The 21,827-nt window shown below is 59.0% G+C and carries 19 protein-coding genes; 6 read left to right on the top strand and 13 right to left on the bottom strand.

Features of this window, described 5'->3' with window-relative positions:
• The first annotated feature begins 25 nt into the window (after positions 1 to 25).
• The 3 genes from V6R85_RS20320 to V6R85_RS20330 all read left to right on the top strand — a co-directional run bounded on the left by V6R85_RS20320 (position 26) and on the right by V6R85_RS20330 (position 2,726).
• A complete protein-coding gene (locus V6R85_RS20320) occupies positions 26 to 862 on the top strand; it encodes an ABC transporter substrate-binding protein (protein WP_026363393.1) in 837 nt (278 codons plus the stop codon).
• Between the two features lie 94 nt (positions 863 to 956).
• Complete coding sequence (locus tag V6R85_RS20325) at positions 957 to 1,631, top strand: 4-carboxy-4-hydroxy-2-oxoadipate aldolase/oxaloacetate decarboxylase (protein WP_003505993.1); 675 nt, start codon at positions 957 to 959, stop codon at positions 1,629 to 1,631.
• A gap of 63 nt (positions 1,632 to 1,694) precedes the next feature.
• Entirely contained in the window at positions 1,695 to 2,726 is a 1,032-nt protein-coding gene (locus V6R85_RS20330; protein ID WP_111794791.1) for an L-idonate 5-dehydrogenase, read from the top strand.
• A 73-nt stretch (positions 2,727 to 2,799) separates the two neighbouring features.
• Here the strand turns inward: V6R85_RS20330 and V6R85_RS20335 are convergent, their stop codons facing one another.
• On the bottom strand, positions 2,800 to 3,741 hold the full coding sequence (locus tag V6R85_RS20335; protein WP_336377176.1) for a helix-turn-helix domain-containing GNAT family N-acetyltransferase: 942 nt from the start codon (positions 3,739 to 3,741) through the stop codon (positions 2,800 to 2,802).
• A gap of 234 nt (positions 3,742 to 3,975) precedes the next feature.
• On the opposite strand from V6R85_RS20335, the gene V6R85_RS20340 reads away from it, so the two are divergent.
• Positions 3,976 to 4,317, top strand: coding sequence for a hypothetical protein (locus V6R85_RS20340; RefSeq protein ID WP_111834229.1), 342 nt, complete (start codon positions 3,976 to 3,978; stop codon positions 4,315 to 4,317).
• A gap of 43 nt (positions 4,318 to 4,360) precedes the next feature.
• Here the strand turns inward: V6R85_RS20340 and V6R85_RS20345 are convergent, their stop codons facing one another.
• The 9 genes from V6R85_RS20345 to V6R85_RS20385 all read right to left on the bottom strand — a co-directional run bounded on the left by V6R85_RS20345 (position 4,361) and on the right by V6R85_RS20385 (position 15,285).
• Positions 4,361 to 5,506 (bottom strand): alpha-hydroxy acid oxidase, encoded by a 1,146-nt coding sequence (locus tag V6R85_RS20345; protein ID WP_111834228.1) that lies wholly within the window; start codon positions 5,504 to 5,506, stop codon positions 4,361 to 4,363.
• 50 nt (positions 5,507 to 5,556) lie between these two features.
• Positions 5,557 to 7,218, bottom strand: a complete 1,662-nt coding sequence (locus V6R85_RS20350) for an acyltransferase (protein WP_111834227.1) — start codon at positions 7,216 to 7,218, stop codon at positions 5,557 to 5,559.
• A gap of 5 nt (positions 7,219 to 7,223) precedes the next feature.
• A complete protein-coding gene (locus V6R85_RS20355; RefSeq protein WP_336377177.1) occupies positions 7,224 to 9,089 on the bottom strand; it encodes a DUF2264 domain-containing protein in 1,866 nt (621 codons plus the stop codon).
• Between the two features lie 70 nt (positions 9,090 to 9,159).
• A complete protein-coding gene (locus V6R85_RS20360; RefSeq protein ID WP_111834225.1) occupies positions 9,160 to 10,440 on the bottom strand; it encodes an ABC transporter substrate-binding protein in 1,281 nt (426 codons plus the stop codon).
• Between the two features lie 48 nt (positions 10,441 to 10,488).
• A complete protein-coding gene (locus tag V6R85_RS20365; protein ID WP_065695008.1) occupies positions 10,489 to 11,196 on the bottom strand; it encodes a DUF624 domain-containing protein in 708 nt (235 codons plus the stop codon).
• Between the two features lie 19 nt (positions 11,197 to 11,215).
• Positions 11,216 to 12,325: an ABC transporter ATP-binding protein gene (locus V6R85_RS20370; RefSeq protein WP_112357185.1), complete on the bottom strand. Its 1,110-nt coding sequence runs from the start codon at positions 12,323 to 12,325 to the stop codon at positions 11,216 to 11,218.
• 13 nt (positions 12,326 to 12,338) lie between these two features.
• Positions 12,339 to 13,511 carry a glycoside hydrolase family 88 protein gene (locus tag V6R85_RS20375; protein WP_336377178.1) on the bottom strand — a complete coding sequence of 391 codons (1,173 nt, stop codon included), beginning with the start codon at positions 13,509 to 13,511 and terminating at the stop codon, positions 12,339 to 12,341.
• Positions 13,512 to 13,515: 4 nt separating this feature from the next.
• A complete protein-coding gene (locus V6R85_RS20380) occupies positions 13,516 to 14,352 on the bottom strand; it encodes a carbohydrate ABC transporter permease (protein ID WP_003506013.1) in 837 nt (278 codons plus the stop codon).
• A 3-nt stretch (positions 14,353 to 14,355) separates the two neighbouring features.
• Entirely contained in the window at positions 14,356 to 15,285 is a 930-nt protein-coding gene (locus V6R85_RS20385; RefSeq protein WP_112357198.1) for a carbohydrate ABC transporter permease, read from the bottom strand.
• A gap of 246 nt (positions 15,286 to 15,531) precedes the next feature.
• On the opposite strand from V6R85_RS20385, the gene V6R85_RS20390 reads away from it, so the two are divergent.
• Both V6R85_RS20390 and V6R85_RS20395 read left to right on the top strand, forming a co-directional pair.
• Positions 15,532 to 17,319 carry a heparinase II/III domain-containing protein gene (locus tag V6R85_RS20390; RefSeq protein WP_175281391.1) on the top strand — a complete coding sequence of 596 codons (1,788 nt, stop codon included), beginning with the start codon at positions 15,532 to 15,534 and terminating at the stop codon, positions 17,317 to 17,319.
• A gap of 10 nt (positions 17,320 to 17,329) precedes the next feature.
• A complete protein-coding gene (locus V6R85_RS20395; protein WP_060723098.1) occupies positions 17,330 to 18,127 on the top strand; it encodes a hypothetical protein in 798 nt (265 codons plus the stop codon).
• A gap of 55 nt (positions 18,128 to 18,182) precedes the next feature.
• Here V6R85_RS20395 and V6R85_RS20400 read toward each other — a convergent pair whose 3' ends face one another.
• The 3 genes from V6R85_RS20400 to V6R85_RS20410 all read right to left on the bottom strand — a co-directional run bounded on the left by V6R85_RS20400 (position 18,183) and on the right by V6R85_RS20410 (position 21,773).
• Positions 18,183 to 18,935, bottom strand: coding sequence for a FadR/GntR family transcriptional regulator (locus V6R85_RS20400; protein WP_111792399.1), 753 nt, complete (start codon positions 18,933 to 18,935; stop codon positions 18,183 to 18,185).
• Positions 18,936 to 19,079: 144 nt separating this feature from the next.
• Positions 19,080 to 20,090 carry a 2-hydroxyacid dehydrogenase gene (locus V6R85_RS20405; protein WP_060723100.1) on the bottom strand — a complete coding sequence of 337 codons (1,011 nt, stop codon included), beginning with the start codon at positions 20,088 to 20,090 and terminating at the stop codon, positions 19,080 to 19,082.
• 60 nt (positions 20,091 to 20,150) lie between these two features.
• Positions 20,151 to 21,773: an ABC-F family ATP-binding cassette domain-containing protein gene (locus V6R85_RS20410; RefSeq protein WP_003506023.1), complete on the bottom strand. Its 1,623-nt coding sequence runs from the start codon at positions 21,771 to 21,773 to the stop codon at positions 20,151 to 20,153.
• Between the last annotated feature and the right edge of the window lie 54 nt (positions 21,774 to 21,827).

A 21,827-nucleotide genomic window follows, 5' to 3' on the forward strand; every position in this document is an offset into this window, starting at 1 on the left:
CTCTATAATAACAGGGAGAACTGAAATGAACTGGAAGTGCATTACTCTTACCGCCATATTGGCGACCTCGGCTGCGGTCATTCCGGCCAAGGCGGATCAACTCGATACGATCATTGCAAACAAGACGCTGCGTTGCGCGACATTCGCCGACGTCCCGCCTTTCGCCTCGCCGGACCCGAAGACGCGTGAAATGGCAGGCTTCGACGTCGATTTGTGCGGCGCTATCGCCAAGGAACTGGGCGTCAAGGCTGAGATCAAGCCGGTGTCGGTCGAAGCGCGCGTTCCCGAAGTCAAGCTCGGCCGCGTCGATCTCTCGGTAGCGAACCTTGCCTATACCCAGAGCCGCGCCGAACAGATCCAGTTCAGCGATCCATATTATCTGGCTAAGGAAATGCTGATCGTTCCGGTCGACGACCCCGGCACCAAGAAGTCCGATTTCGTCGGCCAGCGCATCGCTTCCAGCAAGGGCTCGACGTCGGAACTCTCCGTCAAGCTCAACAAGTCCGAGCCGCTGACGTTCCAGGATACGGCGTCCGCCTATCTCGCCGTGCAGCAGGGCAAGGCGCGCGGCATCGTTGGCAACACCATGACGATGACCAAGTTCGTCAACGAATCCAAGACCAAGGGCAAGCAGATGCGCATGATCGAAGAGCCGATGCTCTTCCAGCCCATCGGCATTGGCATGGCCAAGGACAATCCGGCATTGACCGCCAAGATCAACGAGATTCTCCGCAAGCTCGATGCGGATGGCGAGATCAACCGCATCTGGGACAAGTGGCTTGGCCCGAACACCGAATACAAGATGACGCGCACCGACAAGGTCGTGCCTCTTTCCGAATTGAAGTTCGATCCGATCCCCTGAGCTTCGGCTCAGCCTCGGCCATCATTCCATCCATTCAACACCATCATCGGTCGGCGAGACGTTCTCGCCGACGGTTTCAACGTGGGAGGTTTTCATGATCCACATTAAAGATATCGCGCAGCGTCCGGCCAAGGCGGATGTCGAAGCCCTAGCCAAATTCTCTCCCGCCACGATTCATGAGGCGCAGGGACGTCGCGGCGCATTGTCATCCCGGCTGAAGCCGGTCGATTATCGCATGAAGCTCTGCGGTCCGGCCTTCACGGTCAAATGTGCGCCGCGCGACAACATCATGCTGCAGCTTGCCATCAACTATGCCAAGCCGGGCGACATCATCGTCGTTTCCGCCGGCGAATATGAAGAAGCCGGTTCGTTCGGCGACGTTCTCGCCAATGCCTGCCTCGCAAAGGGTATTGGCGGCCTGGTGACCGATACCGGCGTGCGCGACACGCTGCAGCTGCGAGACCTCGGTTTCCCGGTCTTCTCGCTCAGCGTCTGCATCAAGGGCACGGTTAAGGAGACCATTGCCGCGGTCAATGATCAGGTGATCGTCGGCGGTGAGATCATCAATCCGGGCGATATTATCGTCGGTGATGCCGATGGTCTCGTCGTTGTCAGACGCGATGAAGCGCAGGAAGCGGCCAAGCTTTCGCAGGCCCGCGAAGATGCCGAGGCCGGTTACATCGAAGCCTACAAGCAGGGCAAGTCGGTGATCGAGGTCAGCAAGCTCGAGGCTGTGCTGAAAGCCAAGGGCCTCGTGGTCGATATCTGAGAAATCCGGGGAATGGCCTGGCGGCATTAGCCGCCATGCCGAACCCTCATGGGAGGAGAGACTATGAAAGCGGTTGTCATCCACGCGGCGAAGGATCTGCGGATCGAGGAACGGCCGGACGAACAGCCCGGCCCGGGACAGGTCGAGGTCGCCATCGAGGCGGGCGGCATCTGCGGCTCCGACCTGCATTATTACAATCACGGCGGTTTCGGCACCGTGCGCGTGCGTGAGCCGATGATCCTTGGCCATGAGGTGGCCGGTACCATCAAGGCTTTGGGAGAGGGGGTTTCCGGTCTGGCTGTTGGCGACCGTGTTGCCGTATCGCCGAGCCGGCCCTGCAACCATTGCGAATTCTGCCTGAAGGGTCAGCAGAACCAGTGCCTGAACATGCGCTTTTATGGCTCCGCCATGCCCATGCCGCATATTCAGGGTGCATTCCGCCAGCGCCTCGTCGCCGAAGCATACCAGTGCCACAAGGTGCGGGATGGCGTCTCCATCCATGAAGCGGCCATGGCCGAACCCTTCGCGGTAACGCTGCACGGCGTCAACCGCGCTGGCGCATTGACCGACAAACGTGTTCTGGTCACCGGCTGTGGGCCGATCGGTGCGTTGGCGATCATTGCCGCCCGTGCTCATGGCGCCCGGGAAATCGTCGCGACCGACATCATGGATGCGGTTCTGCAAAAGGCGCTCGCCATCGGCGCCGACCGCGTCATCAATGTCGCCAGCGACCCGGATGGGCTCTCCGCCTATTCGGCGAACAAGGGTTATTTCGACGTTCAGTTCGAGGCGTCCGGAAATGAAAGAGCCGTCCGTTCGGGTCTCGAAGCGCTGAAACCCCGCTCTACCGTGGTTCAGCTTGGCCTCGGCGGCGATGTGTCCATTCCGCAGAATATGGTGGTTGCCAAGGAAATCGAGATGAAGGGCACGTTCCGGTTCCATGAGGAATTCGGACTTGCCGTCGATTTCATCAATCAGCGCCGTGTCGACCTGAAGCCCCTGCTGACCGGAACCTTTCCACTAGAAGAAGCGGTTGCGGCATTTGAAGCCGCCGGTGACAGAAGCAGGTCGATGAAGGTTCAACTCGCCTTTTAACGGGCGCCGTTCCCTGGTTTCGAAACGGTCGCAGGAAGATTTCGATTGCGGCCGTTTACGCGCGGTTGAAAGATCATTCGGGCCGTGGCCGGACGAAGCGCTGTTCTAGCACCTCGCTTCCCCATTGGCTGCCCGGATGTTCCTCAACACATGCGAAACCATGGGCTTCGTAAAGGTGTCGCGCGGCCAAAAGGCCGTTGAATGTCCAGAGGTGGGTCTCGGCAAACCCTCTTTCATCAACGAAGGCCAACGCAGTCTCCAGCAGCCTGCGTCCCACACCGCCACCGCGTACGCCGTCATCAACGATGAACCAGCGCAGATGCGCAATATCCGCTCCGAGATCTTCACCATCGATAGCGACGGAGCCGATGACCTCCTGTCCACGCATTGCGACCCAGATCGCATCCTTCGGGCTTTCGAGCCGGTTGCAGAAAGCCGCGAGGCCTTCGGCCACGACGGATTCGAAACGCTGGCCGAAACCGGATGTCCGGGCGTAATAAAGCGCATGCATCTGCGTGATACGGGCAATGATACCCGGCCTGTACCCCTCCTGGATCTCTGTGGAGGGAGCAACGGTATCGGTCCGGTCTCCCAGCGCATCGGCGTAAAGACGGAGCCCTTGGAGGATCGTGTGGGCATCCGCCGACGTAAGCTGCGTCAGGGCGTCAGAGACCTGCCGGTTCGCAAAGCCGTGAATGGCGCCCACCTTCTCCTGCCCTTTCCCCGTCAGACGCAACCGCTTGATACGGCTATCCTCCTCATCCGTTTCTTCGCGAACATCGCCGGAAAGCACGAGCTTGCGCAGCATGCGGCTGACACTCGATTTTTCAAGCCGCAGCAGCTTTCCCAGATCCCGCGCCGTGATGTTGGGGCATGTCTCGATCTCGATCAGTGCATGCACGGCGGAGGGCGGCAGATCGGTGCCGGCAAAATCTCCGCCCATGAAGCCGAGTTCGCGGACGAGCCGGCGCGAGGTGGAGCGGATATCGCTTACGGGGACAGGTTGCTGGGACACGGTTGATCCATTATGGTTGCATCATGCAACCATAATCACATTCTGCTTCGCTTGCCAAGATTGCTGCCAACGTAAAAGGCTGGCTTTCTCAGCAAAAGCGGGCAATCTGCTCTCCCGGTCGCCGACAATGGTGGCTAAACCGATATCATCGGCAAGATGGATGGTCGCTGAGACCGTACGGTGGAATTTCCCGGCCGCGTTCGCGGCAGTTGATTATCCGGCTATGGAGCAGGCATGCCCGACACGCCCCGATTTTTCCGTTATGCGGTTTTAGCCGCCATGTTTCCCGTGGCCGTCCTCGGCCTGGTGGCGACTCCGAACGAATATCGCGCCATCGGCATGAAGGCTGTCGATTGCGATGGCCCCATATCCGTTCTGATTGCCGCCGTGCCGGCGCTTGCGGTCTATGCAATTATCGGCTGGATGTTTCTCTCCGGAGCCAAACGCCATCGGTCGCTGATTTCAGCCTGTTTTTGTGGACTTGTGTGCCTGGCGCTCGTCTGGAATATCGGCATGGCGCTTCAGGAGCAGCGACGAAACGCGGCTGAAATGGCATGCGGTTTCAGTGGTCGATAGTGACCGCGCTCCGCGCAAGTCCTTCTGTAACCGTCCTGCCTGCTCAACGGAACCGAAGGTTTCGGCGTGTAAGCTGATCGACGGAGGTGCAGCCCATCAGCTTCATGCCGCGCTCGATTTCGATACGCATCAGCTCAAGCGCCCGTTCCACGCCCGGTTGCCCGGCGGCGGCAAGGGGGAAAAGGTAATAGCGGCCGAGCCCCACGGCTTTCGCGCCGAGAGACAGTGCTTTCAGAACATGGGTGCCGCGCTGCACGCCGCCATCCATCATCACGTCGATCTGGTCGCCGACCGCATCGACGATCTCGGCCAGTTGATCGAAGGCGCTGCGGGAGCCATCGAGCTGGCGCCCGCCGTGATTGGAAAGCACAATGCCGCTGCAGCCGATTTCCACGGCGCGTCTGGCGTCATCCACCGACATGATGCCTTTAAGGCAGAACGGCCCGCCCCATTCGCGCACCATCTGCGCCACATCGTCCCAGTTCATCGAAGGGTCGAGCATGTCGGTGAAATAGCGGCTGATGGAAAGAGCGCCGCCGTCCATTTTGATGTGGTCATCGAGCTGCGGCAGGCTGAAGCGCTCATGTGTAAGGTAATTGATGCCCCAGGCCGGCTTGATGGCGAATTGCGCGATGCCGGAAAGATTGAGCTTGAACGGAATGGCAAAGCCGGTACGCTTGTCGCGCTCGCGGTTGCCGCCCGTGATGCTGTCGACGGTCAGCATCATCGTCTCGACACCGGCGCTCTTGGCACGCGCCATCATATCGCGGTTGAGGCCTCGGTCCTTGTGGAAATAGAACTGATAGACCTGTGGGCCGCCGCTGATCCGGCGCGCTTCTTCCAGGCTCGTGGTGCCGAGCGAAGAGACGCCGAACATCGTGCCGTATTTCCCCGCCGCTGCCGCAACCGCCCGTTCCCCTTGATGATGGAAAAGGCGTTGCAGCGCCGTCGGGGAACAATAGACCGGCATGGACAGCTTCTGCCCCATGACGGTGACCGACATATCCACATCGGCCACGCCCCGCAGCACATCGGGAACGAGATCGCATTTTTCGAAGGCGGCCGTGTTTCGCCGATACGTCACCTCGTCATCGGCAGCGCCGTCTATGTAGTTGAAGATCGGTCCGGGAAGACGCTGTTTGGCCATGCGGCGAAAATCGTGGAAATTATAGCAGTCGCTGAGTTGCATCTGTTACCCGACCGGTCCGGTTTGAAAGCTTTCAAAAGAGTATCGGAAACCTATACCGGAGATTTAGGGCGGGCAATCATGCCATGGACGATTTCCGCAGGCTCAAAGCGATGGATGCCGCGAGGTCGGAACGGCAAGAGCTGTTCTGCACCGAGAAGCTTCGCTGAAAGCCAGAGAACCGACATCCACATTTCCGTGCCCTGCAGCCCGGCCGGGTGCCCCTCGGCGAAGGCAAAGCCCTTGCCTCTTTGCCAGCGCCCCTCATTTCGGCGCAGAATTTCCCGGGCTATCTCCTTTGCCTCATCTTGCCGGTGATCCGTCTGTTTCAGGCAGAGAAGAAGGGGATGGATCGTATCGAGCAGGTTGCAGGCATTAAAATTCTCGCCATGAAAACCGCCATAGGCATGATAATTGGCGATGACGGAGTCTATTGCTGCTGCCGGATAGGGAACGGGCAGGCCGAACTGGGCATGGGAGCCGCGGGTAAGCCGGTAAAAGCCGTTGACCGGTTGCAGTAGGCCCTGTGTGGAGGTCGGCTCACCCCAAAGCCCGGTGGTTTTCTCCACGTTCATGGCCAGCCAGCCGAAGAGAACGGTGAGATTGTCGCCGGATGTGAAATAGCGCCTGTTGACATAAAGCGCGGTGGCGATGGCGTCTATGGTGGCGCCGCAATGCCATGCCCGGCTTTGCCACGGCAGTTTTTCCAGCAACAGGATGAGTTCGTCGGCGCGAAGATGCTCCACGAAAGCGACCGGCTGTTTCGGCGCGGCGCCGAAACATTCAAGCGCATATCCGACCGCCAGAATATTGTAGAGGACGGCAGGGTCCTTCTCGGGCGGCGTTAAGGGGCGGCGGTCACCGGCGAAAAATAGTCCGGTTTCCTGATCCTGCAGGGCCTGAAGGCTGGCCACGGTTTTTCCGGCATCGAAAGCGATATCCTCCTGTCCGAAGGCCGCCGCGATCTCGATCGCATCGCACAGATGCCTGACGCTTTCGACCTCATGTCCGGATGCATCGGCGGAACGATAGATGCCATCTTCGCCATAGGAGCGGATGGCGGCAAGCCAGTCGCCGGCAATCTCCTTGCCGAGTTCCTGCAGCAGATGATCGGGCAGCTTCGGTGCGGCCGCTTTTCCTCCGCGGTATCGCAGAACCCGGGCGGGAACGCCGCCTGCAATGGCCATGGCGGGAATGTTTTTCGCCACCACCGCGCCTGCGGCGATAACAGCGCCGCGTCCTATCTTCACGCCATCAAGCACAACCGCATTGGCGCCGATCCAGACGTCGTCACCAATCTCTATCCCGAGCGAGGTCAGCGGTTGGCGATAGATCGGAGTTTCAATGTCGTCGAAACCATGGTTGAAGCCGACGATGCTGACATGTGAGGCGATACGCACGCCGTTGCCGATCGTCACCTTGCCGGAAAGACAGGCATAGGGATTGATCGATACATTTTCACCCAGTTCGATATTGCCGCGCACGATTGCATAACCGGCGACCCACGACTGCGCACCCATCAATAACCTGTCCGTATGCACCTCGGCCTTGTCGGCAATGTAAACGCCCTGCCCGAAAACGGCGTTGGCGGAGCGCTCAAGGCCGCGCAGCCGCGCCTGATGGTCGGGGCTGTCGATATCCTCCTGCTTCCGCTCCCAGGTCAGGATGTTCAGCCGATCCGGCCTCTGGGAGACACCCGGTGTGTCGTGGGTCATCTCCGTCAGCCTGCGCGGTTTTCATCGAGAGCATGGGCGGGAACGCGCCGTCCTTTCCGCTTGAACATCTTTTCCAGCCCTGCGAGATCAGGAATATCGGGAAGGGCAGCCAATGCGGCCTCGGCCTCTTTGCCAGCCGGCAGTGCCATGGCCGCCGTCACCAGCAGCGTTTCGCCGGAGGCGATGGTGCCGCGCAATTGCGGAACAAGGGTTCTTGCGTGGATAAGGTTGGTATTGGCGATTGCCTGATGGCATAGGCCTTCGCGCCGAATACCGGCCGAAAGATCGGCGATGATGCTGGTGTCAGTCTGTCCGTAACAGACGGCGCGACCTTCGCCCGCCTCGGTGCGGTCGCTATTGAAATCGGCCCGCTCTATGGCAAATCCGCCTTCTGATGTTTGCAAGGGGCGTGGGGTGCGGATGCGGTGCAGCCTTATGTGCCAGGGGTTTTGCGGCACGAGCCAGGTCTCGATCTCGACATCCGCCCATGGCCGCCAGCGGGAATAGAGGCAGTCTTTGGCAATCAACGCCTCTTCCATCGTCTCGCGGGTGCGGAAGTGCACCCCATCGTCGGAAAGGCCGAGCATGCCGTCAAAACTCGCGGCGGCAAAATGCCGGTCATCCGCCTCGATATTGAAGGCATAACGGGTGGAATAGACGAATTTTGAATATTTTTCCTGCGCGCCGCGCATCCTGTCGTGCTGCTGTCCGGAGGATAGAACCACGATATTGCCGGGTGTATGAAAGGCCACCATGCCCGGCTCCGGTAAGGCAACCGGTTCGCTAAACGCCTGCGGTTCGGCTTCTTCCGCATCCCAGAAGGGATGATCGGCGGGCAGAGCCAGCGGCAGGAAAAATTTGAGCGCCCAATAGGGCGAACAGGGAGAATTATAGCTCTCGCTCATCAGAAGGTTCGGATAGGCGTATCCAACTGACAGGACGCCATCGTGATCGGCGATAGGCCGCTTCGACCACCAGCGGATATGGCGCATGTAGTAGCCCTTGATCTCCGGCCACGGCAGCGCTTCCAAACCTGAAAAGGCGAGAGCGCCCCAGAAACCGCCTGCAGCAAAACGATAGGTCTGGCTGCGCCCGAAGGCGAGCGAGGCTCCGTCCGGCCCGAACCAGTGGCGCATGTCGCGGGCGAAGATGTGCGAGCGTTCCAGCAACCGTGTTTTTCGCGCGTCGTCCCCTTTCGCCAGCACGGTATAGATCAGACCGTAAAAATGCATGGCGAAGGGAATATAATGATCGACCCGGCGCACGGGCCCGTCTCGATACCAGCCATTGCCGATATCGAAAGCCTCGAGCTCATCGAGATAGGTCTGGGTCTTAGCGCGGTCGAATTCCACACCCACCTTTTCCAGTCCGAGATCGATCAGGACGCGGAAGAATTTCCAGTTATTGTCGACGAATTCCCGCTCGCGGGCGGCCAGCAGATAGGCGACGACAGCCTGTTTGTCCGTTTCGGCGAGTGGCTCCCAGATATGCTCGGGAACCATGGCGAGCGCAAATCCTATGGCCGCCAGTTCGACCAGCCGCTGGTGCCGGTCGGCGGTATCGCCCCAATATTCGGGGTGAGCCGGGTCGGTGCCATTGGCCAGTCCACGCCGATAGAGATCCCAGTGCGGAAAGTCATAACCACCGGCGGCAAGCGGGACGATGCCCCACAGTGGGCGGGCAAAACCCTCCAGTTCCGCCGCAGGAAAATCGAAAATCGCCCCGGTTGCACCGAGCCGTACACGCGCGCCGCCGGGCGAAAAATAGGCAAGCAGCGGGTTGAAGAGATCGATCACCGCCTTTGCGAGATCGTCCCTGCTGAGCAGCGGATTGTGAAAGAGCGGATTGGCTGTGGCGGTCTCGTGAGGCACGGTTATGAATGTCCGGAATTCATGATCAAAGGAAGGGCCGCGGGCTTATCGCCCACGGCCCCCGTGGTAATTATTTGATGGCTTTGACGCCGTCATTCATGTCCTTGATGCCGTCATCGATGGAGATATTGTCGGTCATCAGCGCATCATGCACGCGGTTCAAAACGACCTCGATCTTGGCCGCATTCGGGTTGACCGCCATTTCCAGATAGGCCTTGCCCGCCTGCAACGCGTCCTTGCTGCCCTGATCCTGCGGGAAGCCCGGCAGCGCTGCGATCTTCTCGGCAACATCGTCGGTTCTGAGTGCAGGGAAAGTGCCGGTGGAGGCAATGATCGCCGCACCCTCAGGTCCGGTGACGAAGTGGATGAAATCCAGCGCCGCTTCCTTGTGGCCGGAATTGGCATTCACCGACAATCCGGCAATCTGCGCGGCCGTCGCGCCTGCCGCGACCCCATCCGGATGGGGGAATTTCACGATGCCCCAGTTGGCGCTTTTCGACTCGCCCGATTTTACCTTGGCGATCTGGGTTCCGACGAACCATGTGCCCATGGGCAACATGCCGATCGTTCCGTTGAAGAACAGGGCGGAATAGTGGGTGTTGGATGTTTTCAGCGAGGCATAGGACGGTATCGCGCCGCTTTTCTGCAGGGCAAGCGCACGCTCATACCAGGGTTTCAGGAATTCATAATTGCCGTCCACCAGCGTGTGTTTGCCATCCTGAATGCCCGGCAGCTGCACCGTCGAACGCCAGGTGTGCAGCAGCGCGCCATAGGTGCGGTTGGCACCCATGCCGCTCTTCAGCTTGCCGGCGATTTCATCGAATTGCGCCCAGCTCATGTCATTGCTGGGGTAAGGCACGCCCGCCTTGTCGAAAATATCCTTGTTGTAATAGACCACCCAGAAATCCGAGCGGAACGGCAAAGCATAAATCTTGCCATCGATGGTCAGTTCCTCGATCAGGCCGCCATAGGGGGCCGTCTCGATCTTCTGGTCCTTGATGAAGCCGCTGAGATCGGTGATGTTGCCGGCGCGCACCAGATTGGCGTAGCCGGGCACATCCTTGATGGTGACGACATCAATATCCTTGGAGCCGCCGGTCAGCTGCGTGGATATCATCTGCGTATAGTCCTGCGAGCCGAGGTCCACCACCTCGAACGTCACATTCGGATGCTTCTGCTTGTAGGCCTCCATCAAGGGCTTGAAATAAGCGCCCTTATCCAGATCCCACAACGCCCATTTAAGCGTGACGGGTGCATCACCCGCAGCAAGCGCGGTTCCTCCCATGCCGATCGCAATGCCGAGACCGGCGGTTGCGAGAGCAAATGCACGTCTGGTTGTCGTAAACTCCATAGCCCGTTTCTCCTTCCCTGACTGATGTCGTTTTGATTTTGGTCTGCCTTAAGTGCCGCTCCCCGCCGGTTCGGGCATCCGCACACGCGTTTTCGCGGCGGCGTTTCTCGCCGCGAAACACAGGGCGAACATGCCGAGCGAAAAATTGATGGTTGCCGGCATGAACACGGACACCGGATAAAAAAGGATATGTGCGAGCCAGAGCGCTGCGACGAACCCGAGCGCCGCCAACATCGGCAACGGTTTCGTGAGTGCAAGAAATGCCGCCTGCCGCAGGGTTTCCGAAAGTGGCAGGTCCTGCTGCCTGGCCAGAACAACACTGGCATAGGCACTGAGGAGGATGAGGAATAGCGTTACCGCCAGGCTGATCGCAAAAGGCAGGCTGTAAGCGAGCTGAAGCCGGGCGGCCCCGGCATAACTGACAGTCGCATAAGTACCGGCGCTCACCAGCAATGCGCTTAACACCACAAGCGCGGTGCCGCGCAGGGCGAGTTTTCGCAGGGCTTCGAGAAAGTCACGTAGCAGATAGGTATTTTTATCGTCCGCGAAGGACACACAGATGCGGGCCATGGCGAACATCGCCGCCGGCATCGTCACCACCGGCAGACTGGCGATGATGAAGAGGATGTTGAGCTTCACCATCTCCCACCATTCGCGTTTGAGGATATCCAGGAAGAGCGCAAGGCCGGTCAGTGGCGGGGCGTTCTTGTCGATCCCGGCTCCTTCCTTCGTCCATAACCCTTCCAGCCATTGCATCGCGTTTCTCCCGGCCGCGTCAGTAAAGGATCGATCGTTCGGTGACAGGATCGAAAAGCTGCGCATTCGTCAGATCGGCCACCAGTTCGACGGGATCGCCGATCTTTGCCCTGAAACGTGGTGAGACGCGCGCAACAAGGTTTCTGCCGCCGGAGACGAGGTTGAGATGCACTTCCGATCCCATTGGCTCCGCCAGTTCCACGGCGGCCGCGAAGGGAGAAACATTGCCGGCATCGATATCCGCGGGGGCGAATTCGTGGAAATTTTCCGGTCGGATGCCGAGAATGATGTCCTTTTCCTCGTAAGGTCGCAGACGCCCGGCATCGATTTCGGCTGGCAGCGGCAGGGAAGTGCCGTCGAACAGGGCGGTGAAACGGTCCCCGTCACGGCGTAGCGTCACGGGGAGCATGTTCATCTGTGGTGCGCCGATGAAACCCGCGACGAACATGTTGATCGGCCGGTCGTAGAGGTTTTGCGGCGTATCCACCTGCTGGATATGGCCGTCCTTCATCACCACGATACGATCCGCCATGGTCATGGCTTCCACCTGATCATGGGTCACGTAAATGAAGGTGGCGTCCAGCCGCTTGTGCAGCTTGGAAATTTCCGACCGCATGGTGCCGCGCAGCTTGGCGTCCAGATTGGAAAGCGGTTCGTCGAGCAGGAAAACTTCCGGATTGCGCACCATCGCCCGGCCGAGAGCGACACGCTGGCGCTGGCCGCCGGACAGCGCCTTGGGCTTGCGGTTCAGCAGATGGGTGATGTCGAGAATTTTCGCCGCTTCCTTGACCTTGGTATCGATGAGATCGCGCGGCGCTTTCCTAAGTTCCAGGCCGAAGGCCATGTTCTTGTAGACGGTCATATGCGGATAAAGCGCATAATTCTGGAACACCATGGCGATATCGCGATCCTTGGATGGCACGTCATTCATCACGTCTTCGCCGATGCGCAACTCGCCGCCGGAAATTTCCTCCAGCCCGGCGATCATCCTGAGCGTGGTGGATTTTCCACATCCGGAAGGGCCGACCAGAATAATGAATTCCTTGTCGGCAATATCCAGATCGATATCGTGAACGACCTTGAGTGCGCCGAAGGTTTTGTTGAGTTTTTTCAGGGAAATGCTAGCCATCTGTTCCTCGCGCTCACCAATAGGAAGACCAGTTGCGCGAAAGCCGGATCAGCGCTTCCAGATAATAATAATCACCCCATGAGACGCACTCATCGACGCCTTCGCCCCGGCAGGTATTATGGGGCGTTTTCTTGGAATAGGTGCCGTGCAGAAGCTGCCCGTTGGAGATCGCGGGATCGCGAACCGAATAGATATCGGCGAGGCTTTTCACCATGCGCCTCGCCAGATCGCGGTATTCTCCCGCCTTTTCCGGCGTCTCCAGCTCCGCCATTTCCAGGAGGCCGCAGGCGACGATGGCGGCTGCCGAGCTGTCGCGCGGTTCACCGTCGCCATCGACAAAGATCAGGTCCCAATAGGGCACGAGATCGTCGGGCAGATGTTTGAGATAGAAGGCCAGAAGCCGCTCGAACGTGTCGCGATACGCGGGCAGCCGCTCGTAACGATAGGAGATGGCCATGCCGGCGATGCCCCAGGCCTGTCCACGGGCCCAGTAGCTCTCGTCGCTATAACCCTGCTTCGTGACGCCGCGCACCGGCGCGCCGGTTTCCGGGTCCATGTAAAATGTATGATAGGTGGAATCGTCAGGCCGGACGGAATGGGCAAGTGTGGTGCGGGCATGGGCGAGTGCGACGGTCCGGTAGTCTTCCCGGCCCGTTTCGCGGCTAGCCCAATAAAGCAGCGGCAGGTTCAAAAGGCAGTCGATGATGTAGCGATATTCGTTGGGGTTGTCCCTGCGGCCCCAGGCCTGAATGAATTGCCCGACGGGCTGGAACCGCTCCATCAGCTGATCGGCCGCCATAAGTGCCGCGCGCCTGCCGTCTTCGTCTCCCACCAGTTTCCATGCGGCGATGCAGGAGGGCGAATAGAGAAAACCCATATCGTGATGGTCGGTCTCGATGCGGTTTTCGATACGGTGCAGGAAGCTCTGCACCTGTATTTGCGCCGCATGCTGAAAGGTCCTGTCGCCGGTATGTTCGAAGGCGAGCCATATCTGGCCCGGCCAGAAACCGGCGGTCCATTGGTCGTTGGCGACTGCCGGGTAAAAATTCTTCACGCTCGAATGGTTCTGCGCCGCGTAGGTGAATTGCGGCAGATTGCGCCTGACCTGCGCGATGGCGGCCGTCAGCGCAGCATCGATTTCCGCTATGGTGATCGGGGTTGGAAGGGACGTGGTCAAATCGAGCATGAAATCAACCCTTGAGGCCAGTGGAAGCGACGCCTTCGACGAAGAAGCGCTGCAATGCCAGGAAAACGACGAGAACCGGGATAAGCGCCACGACCGACGCGGCCATGATCAACCCGTATTCGGCCGAATATTGCGAAATGAACATGCGAAGACCGATCTGAATGGTCTTCAGCTCGGTCTTGGTGAGATAGATCATCGGCCCGAGAAAATCGTTCCAGGTTGTGACGAAGGTGAAGATCGTCAATGTGGAAAGCGCCGGTTTGGAAAGCGGCAGCATGATCTTCGCCCAGATCTGGTACTCGTTCATGCCGTCGATGCGGGCCGCTTCGCATAGCTCGTTCGGGATCGACATGTAGAACTGCCGCATCAGGAAAACGCCGAAGGCGGTGAAGGCTTGCAGGAAAATCAGGGCGAGATGGGTGTTGTTGAGCCCGAATTCTCGCATCAGCAGGAATTGCGGCACCATATAGACCTGCCAGGGCATGGCGATGGTGGCGATATAGCCGAGAAACAACGTGTTCTTGTAGGGAAAATGCAGCTTGGCAAAGGCATAGGCCGCAAAGCTCGATGTCAGCAATTGCAGCAGCGTGACGATGATCGTCAGCTTCGACGTGTTGTAGATGAACAGCGCCAGCGGGATCTTCGTCCAGATTTCCACGTAGTTCTCCCAGCGCGGCTGAGAGGGTATCCATTCGATCGGGAAGGCGAAGACATCACGGCTGAGCTTCAGCGATGCCGACAGCATCCATGCGAAGGGCAAAAGCATGACGATGGTGACGACGATGACGGTCAGATAGATACCGATCGTCGCGGTGGGGATTTTACGGCCCATGATGCGCATGGATCAATCCTCCCGCTGCCGTTTGAACTGGACGATGGTGACGACAAGGACCAGGAAAAACAGGACGAGCGCGATCATGCTGGAATAGCCGAGATCCCAAGAAATGAAGGCCTCATTGTATATGTGATAGACGAGAACCAGCGTCGAGGTGCCCGGCCCGCCCTGCGTGATCATATAGACCTGATCGAAAACCTTGAAGGACTGGATCGTCAGCATGACGGTGACGAAGAAGGTGGTCGGTGCAAGCTGCGGCAGGGTGACGTGGATGAATTTCTGCCAGGCATTGGCGCCATCCAGCCCCGCCGCTTCGTAAAGCTCCGAATTGATGCCCTGCAGCCCGGCGAGATAGATGACCATGTAATAGCCCATGCTCTTCCACACGCCGAAGAGAATGACCGTGACCATGGCCCAGTGCCGGTCCGCCGCCCATCCCGGCATATCGGCGGGATCAAGGCCGAGCGTATAAAGCAGCATGTTGACCGGACCCATTTCCGGATTGAAAATCATGTTCCAGACGACGGCCACGGCGACCAGCGATGCGACATAGGGAAAGAACATCGCGGTACGAAAGAAATTGCGGCCGCGGATTTTCTGGTTGAGCAGGATCGCAAGCCCCAGCGCGCAGGCGAGCGTCGCCGGCACCGATGCGACCGTGTAGATGACCGTGTTCCAGAAGGCAGCGATGAAGGCCCTGTCTTCGAAAAGCCGCCAGAAGTTATCGAGGCCGGCGAAACGCATTGCATTGGAGCCATCCCAATGCATGAAGGCCAGCGCAAAGGCGAAGAGGATCGGCCCGAGCGTGAAAATCGCAAAGCCGATAAAATTGGGTGCAATGAAGGAATAGGCGACGAGCGCATTTTCGATCCTGCGCCGCCGTTTGGAGACGACCCGGACTTTCTTCTTCCCATACGGAACCGCCTGCTTGTCGGACATGGTCGCGGTTGCGATTGCCACAGCCTACCTCCCATTGCTGCCGTTTCACCGCGTCATCGGTGTCGGCTGCTGCGTTTTCCATTACGACCGGGGTCTTCACCCTGCCGCCTCCCGCGCTCTGGATAACACAATATCAATATTGGTCAAACAACTTTGCATAAAGTCAGACAAATTTTCTGGTTTTCTAGAAATACGTATGATAGGAGCCGCATATCGGATTGCGGAACGCGCGGGAGGTTTGAGGGCGTGTTTGTCGAAATGATGCGGCTCCTGCCCGAACGGTTCGCCGATTTCGGTGTGGAACTGACGGTGGAAAAAATACGGTCTTCAGCGCCGGATACGGTTTGCCGCAGCCTCGTCGAGGCGGCGGAAAAGGCGCTTGGCGAGCCGTGGTCCGTCATTTTGGCGGGCGATTACCGGGAATATAGCCGTACTGGCAATCGCGATCGTTTCGAGGCGCTTTATTTTTCCCGGCGACTGAAGCTGAACGCGCTGGTTCTGGGGGAATGCGCCGAAGGGCAGGGCCGTTTTCTCGATGCCATCATCGATGGTCTCTGGCTGATATGCGAAGAGAGCGGCTGGCAATTGCCCGCCCATAACTCCCATATTCGCGGCGGCCCACGAGATCCTCTGCCCGATCCGCAAAATCCGGTGATAGACCTGTTTGCTGCTGAAACGGGCGCCAACCTCGCTGTGTGCCTGCATTTGCTCGCACCGGAGCTGGAGCGGGCAAATACAAATCTCGTTTCGCGGGTCCGCGCCGGGATCGATCAGCGTATAACAAAACCCTATCTAGCCCGGCATTTCTGGTGGATGGGGAATGGCGACGAGCGAATGAACAACTGGACGGCCTGGATCACCCAGAATGTTCTTCTCTCGACCATGCTATCTCCCACTGACCAGCCGACGAGACGTTCGGTCGTCGAAAAGGCGCTCAAGAGTCTAGATGCCTTTCAGAAGGATTATGCAGAAGACGGCGCCTGCGAAGAGGGTGTTCTTTATTACGGTCATGCGGCACTTTGTATGTTCGGGGCGATGAGCATTCTCGAAACCTCCGCGCCCGGCTCCATGGCACCGCTCTTTCATGCGCCGAAGCTTCGCAACATGGCCGAATTCATCGTCAACATGCATGTGGCGGGGGACAAGTTTTTCAACTTCGCCGATGCGCCGGCGAAGATCGAGACATCCGGCGTGCGGGAATATCTTTTCGGCAAGGCCGTTTCTTCGCCGTCACTCCAGACTTTCGCTACCGCCTGCTGGAACCGCTCGCCGGACCGGCTTATGCACAAGGAGTGGAACCTCTGGTATCGTGTCCAGGCGGTTCTGGCCACACAGGAATTGTCTGCGCTCACTGCCGCCGACCCCGCAAAGACCGACATCGTCTATCCCGGCATCGGTCTGGCGATTGCCCGCGACGGAGTTTTCGATCTTGCCGTGAAGGCGGACAATAATGGCGAGAGCCATAACCACAACGATGTCGGCAGCTTCACGCTTTATAAGAACGGCAGGCCGTTCATCATCGATGTCGGGGTGGAAACCTACACTGCAAAAACCTTCTCGCCGCAGCGCTATGACATCTGGACGATGCAGTCGGCCTTTCACAATCTGCCGACTTTCGGCGGCGTCATGCAGGTCGCCGGGGCAGAGTTTGCAGCTGCAGATTTTGTGACCAGGTTTTCTGAAGAAGAGGCGGAATTTTCTCTCGATATGGCCGGGGCTTATCCCAGCGTCGCGGGTGTTGAACACTATCGTCGCCGCGTCCGACTGCTGCGTGGCAGCCATGTGGAGGTCGTTGACGACTATCTGGGCGGCCGGGAGGCGGTTCTGTCGCTCATGGTCGCCGAAAAACCTGCCCTCATGCCGGGTGGCCTGGTCTTTGCGGGGCTGGGAGAGATAGCCTGCGAAGGCGCAGGAGAGCCTGTCATCGAAGCCATAACAATCAACGATGCCCGCCTTCGCCAGTCCTGGCCGCCGGAAATCTATCGCGTTCTCATTCCCATCAAAGCCGGACGTCTGTGCCTGACGATCAGTTAAGGAAGTGCCGATGAAGCTCACACTCAAGGTCGTCAATGCGGCGGGAGATGTTCTGGCGGAAGCCGGAGCGGAGGATGAAGCTTTGCTAGTCTATCGCGCAGAATATTGCGAGGGAGACAGGCTTGTCGTCGCGGTTTCGCAGCCAGGCCACATCTGGCTCGCGCTCGATGCCGGCATGCCGCCGACGCTGGTTTTCTTGCACGGGAACGAGTTCATCCTGCCTGTTCCTTCCGCTGCAAAGCGCAAATCCTATCCGCCGCAGGCCTTCAGCGGTAACCTTCACCGGATCGCTGCCCGCCGCACACTTGCCGGCGAGATTGGAGTTCGCAGGAATCTGGCCCTGAACCCGTTTGATGATCATGAAAACACCTCGCTGTTTCCGCATGTCTATGCGAGCACCGAAACGCGCGGGGAGGCGGCCTTTGCGGCCCGCAATGTCATTGATGGCGAAAAGGCAAGCGCTGGTCATGGTTTCTGGCCCTATACCAGCTGGGGCATCAACCGCGATCCCGAAGCCTCGTTGACGCTCGTATTCGGCCGCGCAGTCCTCATCGACCAGTTGACCTTTTATCTGAGGGCGGATTTCCCCCATGATGCCTGGTGGGAAAAAGCGAGCGTCACTTTTTCTGACGGTGAAAGCGCGAGCTTTTCCCTGCAAAAAACCGGGGCTGCCCAGAGTTTTCCGGTCGTGCCGCGCCGGGTGGAGTGGATCCGTCTGCACGATCTCAAGAAAGCGGACGATCCTTCGCCCTTTCCCGCACTGACGCAGATCGAGGTCTGGGGTGCGGATCTGCGGGAAGCGCCGTAGTTCCTGATCGCGCCCTTCAGAGCATAGAGCGACGACGCAGTTTACCGGAAATCCCTTAGCTGTGCGCGATGCCGCGCAGGTCTCGCATCATGTCGCGGTAGCGGTGCTGGCTGCCCCGCAGATGCGCCTGCATCGCCAGCTTCGCGGCCTGTTCGTTTCGGTCGGATATGGCGATGACGATGGCTTCATGCTCCTTGTGGATCAATCGCCGGTAAGCTGTCTGGTCGTTCTCCGCGGTTTCGGAAACCACGCGCGATTGTGGAATCACGGCCTGGCCGTGCAGTTCGAGAAACTGTGTGAAGAGCGGATTGTTGGTGGCGGCCGCAATGGCCAGATGCAGCGCGAGATCGGCTTCGCGAATGGAGCGGTTTTCTTCGATACATTGCAGAAGCCGGGCGTGACAGTCGAAAATCGCCTCCTCCTGCGATGGCGAGCGGCGAAGGGCGGCGAGCCCCGCCGCTTCGATTTCGAGCGGCGTCCTGATTTCCAGCACTTCCAGATCGGAAGAGAGGCGGGCGCGGTCGATACCGGGCGTGGGTGACGCTTCCTTTTCACGCTTCAGCACGAAAATGCCTGCCCCCTGGCGAACTTCTACCAGCCCGTCGCAGCGTAGCGCCGTGACCGCCTCGCGCACGACGGTGCGGCTGACACCATGGGTTTCCGTCATCTCGATTTCGCTGGGCAAGCGGTCACCGGGTCCGTATTGCCCTGAGGCAATCGCGTTTCTCAGGCTGAGGCTAACTCTGCTGACCAGAGAACCGGAGGATTTGCTGCGCTGTTTTTGCTGTTCAGGCACGTCGGTCACCATGCATTAAAATCGAGGCAGGCGTGGAGCCTGTCAAATATGTATGATGAATTTCAATAAAACTCAATGATCATACCAATTTTACCCGCTTTCCTGCAGAAGTCGGGCAGGATGGCATTAAAATCTTCCCGACTCTGGCAGGAGATACTAGGCTGGGCCGGCAAACTGTTCCGTGGAAACGGCATGCAACGCCCTGCCGGTTCTGAAAAAGCTCTCGATATTGCCGATCGTGGTGTCCGCGATGTTCGTGAGGGCTTCCTGCGTGAAGAAGCCCTGATGGCCGGTCACCAGGACATTGGGGAAGGTCAGCAATCGGGCGAAAACGTCATCGCGCAGCACGTCATTGGAAAGGTCCTCGAAAAAGAGATCGGCTTCTTCTTCATAGACATCGATGCCGAGGCTGCCGATCGTGCCGTCTTTCAGACCCGCAATCGCGGCCTGCGTGTTGATGATGGCGCCGCGGCTGGTATTGACGAGCATCACGCCCTTTTTTAGCAGCGGCAGTGTCTCCCTGCGAATGAGGTGACGGGTCTCCGGTGTGAGTGGGCACATCAGCGCCAGAATGTCCGATGTCTGGAACAGTTCCTCGCGCGTGACATATTCCATGCCCAGCGCCTCGCAATCGGGATTTGGCCGGAGATCGTGGCCGACGAGACGGCAGCCGAAACCGGCCACAATGCGCGCGAAAATCGCCCCAATCTTCCCCGTACCCACAATGCCGACGGTCTTGCCGTGAAGATCGAAGCCAAGCAGCCCATCAAGGGCGAAGTTTCCTTCACGGACACGGTTATAGGCGCGGTGAATCTTGCGGTTGAGCGACAGGATGAGCGCCATGGTGTGTTCGGCAACCGCATAGGGCGAATAGGCCGGGACGCGCGCAACGGTCAGGCCGAGCTTTTCGGCAGTGGCGAGGTCGACCTGATTGAAACCGGCGCAACGTAGAGCAATGAGCCGAACACCCATTTCCGCCAGCTTCTCAAGCACCGGTCGCGACAGGTCGTCATTCACGAAGGCGCAGATCGCCGTCGCTCCCTCCGCCAGCGCCACGGTCTCGGGAGACAGGCGTGCTTCGCAATATTGCATCCGCATGCCAGGGCGGGCGGCGGCGTCAAGGAACTGCCTGTCATAGGGTTTGGCGCTGTAGACCACGATCCGCATCTGTTTCTCCAGTCTCCAAACGAAAGCTGCCGTTACAGGGCGGTGGGTCCGGCAGGTGGCTTAGCTGCGAAGGCCCGGCGCTTCCTGTCCCGTGCTTTCGACATATTCGGTATAGCCGCCGCCATATTGGTGGATACCATCAGGCGTCAGTTCTAGCACCCTGTTCGAGAGCGCGGCCAGGAAATGGCGATCGTGCGAAACGAAGAGCATCGTGCCTTCATAACCCGACAGGGCCTTGATCAGCATTTCCTTGGTGTCGAGATCAAGGTGGTTCGTCGGCTCGTCCAGCACGAGGAAGTTCGGCGGATCGAACAGCATGGCGGCCATGACGAGACGGGCTTTTTCACCGCCGGAAAGAACACGGCAGCGTTTTTCCACGTCGTCGCCGGAAAAGCCGAAACAGCCAGCAAGGGCGCGCAACGGCGCTTGACCCGCCTTCGGAAAACGCTCCTCCAGCCATTCGAGAATGGTGCTGTCGCCATCCAGCACATCCATGGCATGCTGGGCGAAATAGCCAAGCTTGACGCTGGCGCCGAGGGTGACATTGCCGGAATCCGGTTCCGCCGTGCCGGTCACCAGTTTCAGCAGCGTCGACTTTCCAGCGCCGTTGACGCCCATGATGCACCAGCGCTCCTTGCGCCGCACCATGAAGTCCAGCTCACCATAGATCGTGCGGCTGCCATAGGCCTTGTTGACCTTCTTCAGCGCCACGACATCCTCGCCGGAGCGAGGCGCCGGCGCGAATTCGAAAGCAACTGTCTGACGCCGTTTTGGCGGCTCGACGCGGTCGATCTTCTCGAGTTTCTTCACACGGCTCTGCACCTGCGAAGCGTGAGAAGCGCGGGCCTTGAAGCGTTCGATGAACTTGATTTCCTTGGCGAGCATGGCCTGCTGGCGTTCGAACTGCGCCTGCTGCTGCTTTTCGTTCTGCGCGCGCTGCTGTTCGTAAAAGCCGTAATCACCGGAATAGGTGGTGAGGTTGCCGGCATCGATTTCGATGATCTTGGTGACGATGCGGTTCATGAATTCGCGGTCATGCGAGGTCATCAGCAGCGCGCCGTCATAATTCTTCAGGAAGTCCTCGAGCCAGATCAGGCTTTCAAGATCGAGATGGTTCGAGGGTTCGTCGAGCAGCATCACATCCGGGCGCATCAGAAGAATGCGGGCAAGCGCCACGCGCATCTTCCAGCCGCCGGAAAGCTTGGAAACATCGCCGTCCATCATCTCCTGGCTGAAGCTCAGCCCGTCCAGCACCTCGCGGGCGCGGCCTTCCAGTGCGTAGCCGTCCAGCTCCTCATAACGCGCCTGCACTTCGCCGTAGCGTTCGATGATGGCGTCCATCTCGTCCATCCGGTCGGGATCGGACATGGCTGCTTCCAATTCGCGAAGTTCGGCTGCCACTTCACTGACCGGGCCTGCGCCTTCCATGACTTCGGCGACGGCAGAGCGGCCGGACATTTCACCGACATCCTGATCGAAATAACCGACCGTCATGCCCTTCTCGACAACGACCTGGCCCTCATCGGGCTGCTCTTCACCCGTTATCATCCGGAACAGCGTGGTCTTTCCGGCGCCGTTCGGACCGACAAGACCGATCTTCTCGCCGCGATTGAGCGCGGCGGAGGCCTCGATGTAGAGAATGCGGTGACTGTTCGACTTGCTGATATTTTCGATGCGGATCATGACAGGGCCTGTGAATGGGAGCGGCCCTCCTATGCCACGGGCCGCCGCCGCTGT

It is taken from the genome of Agrobacterium sp. CCNWLW32 (assembly GCF_037083425.1).
Lineage (GTDB): Bacteria > Pseudomonadota > Alphaproteobacteria > Rhizobiales > Rhizobiaceae > Agrobacterium > Agrobacterium radiobacter.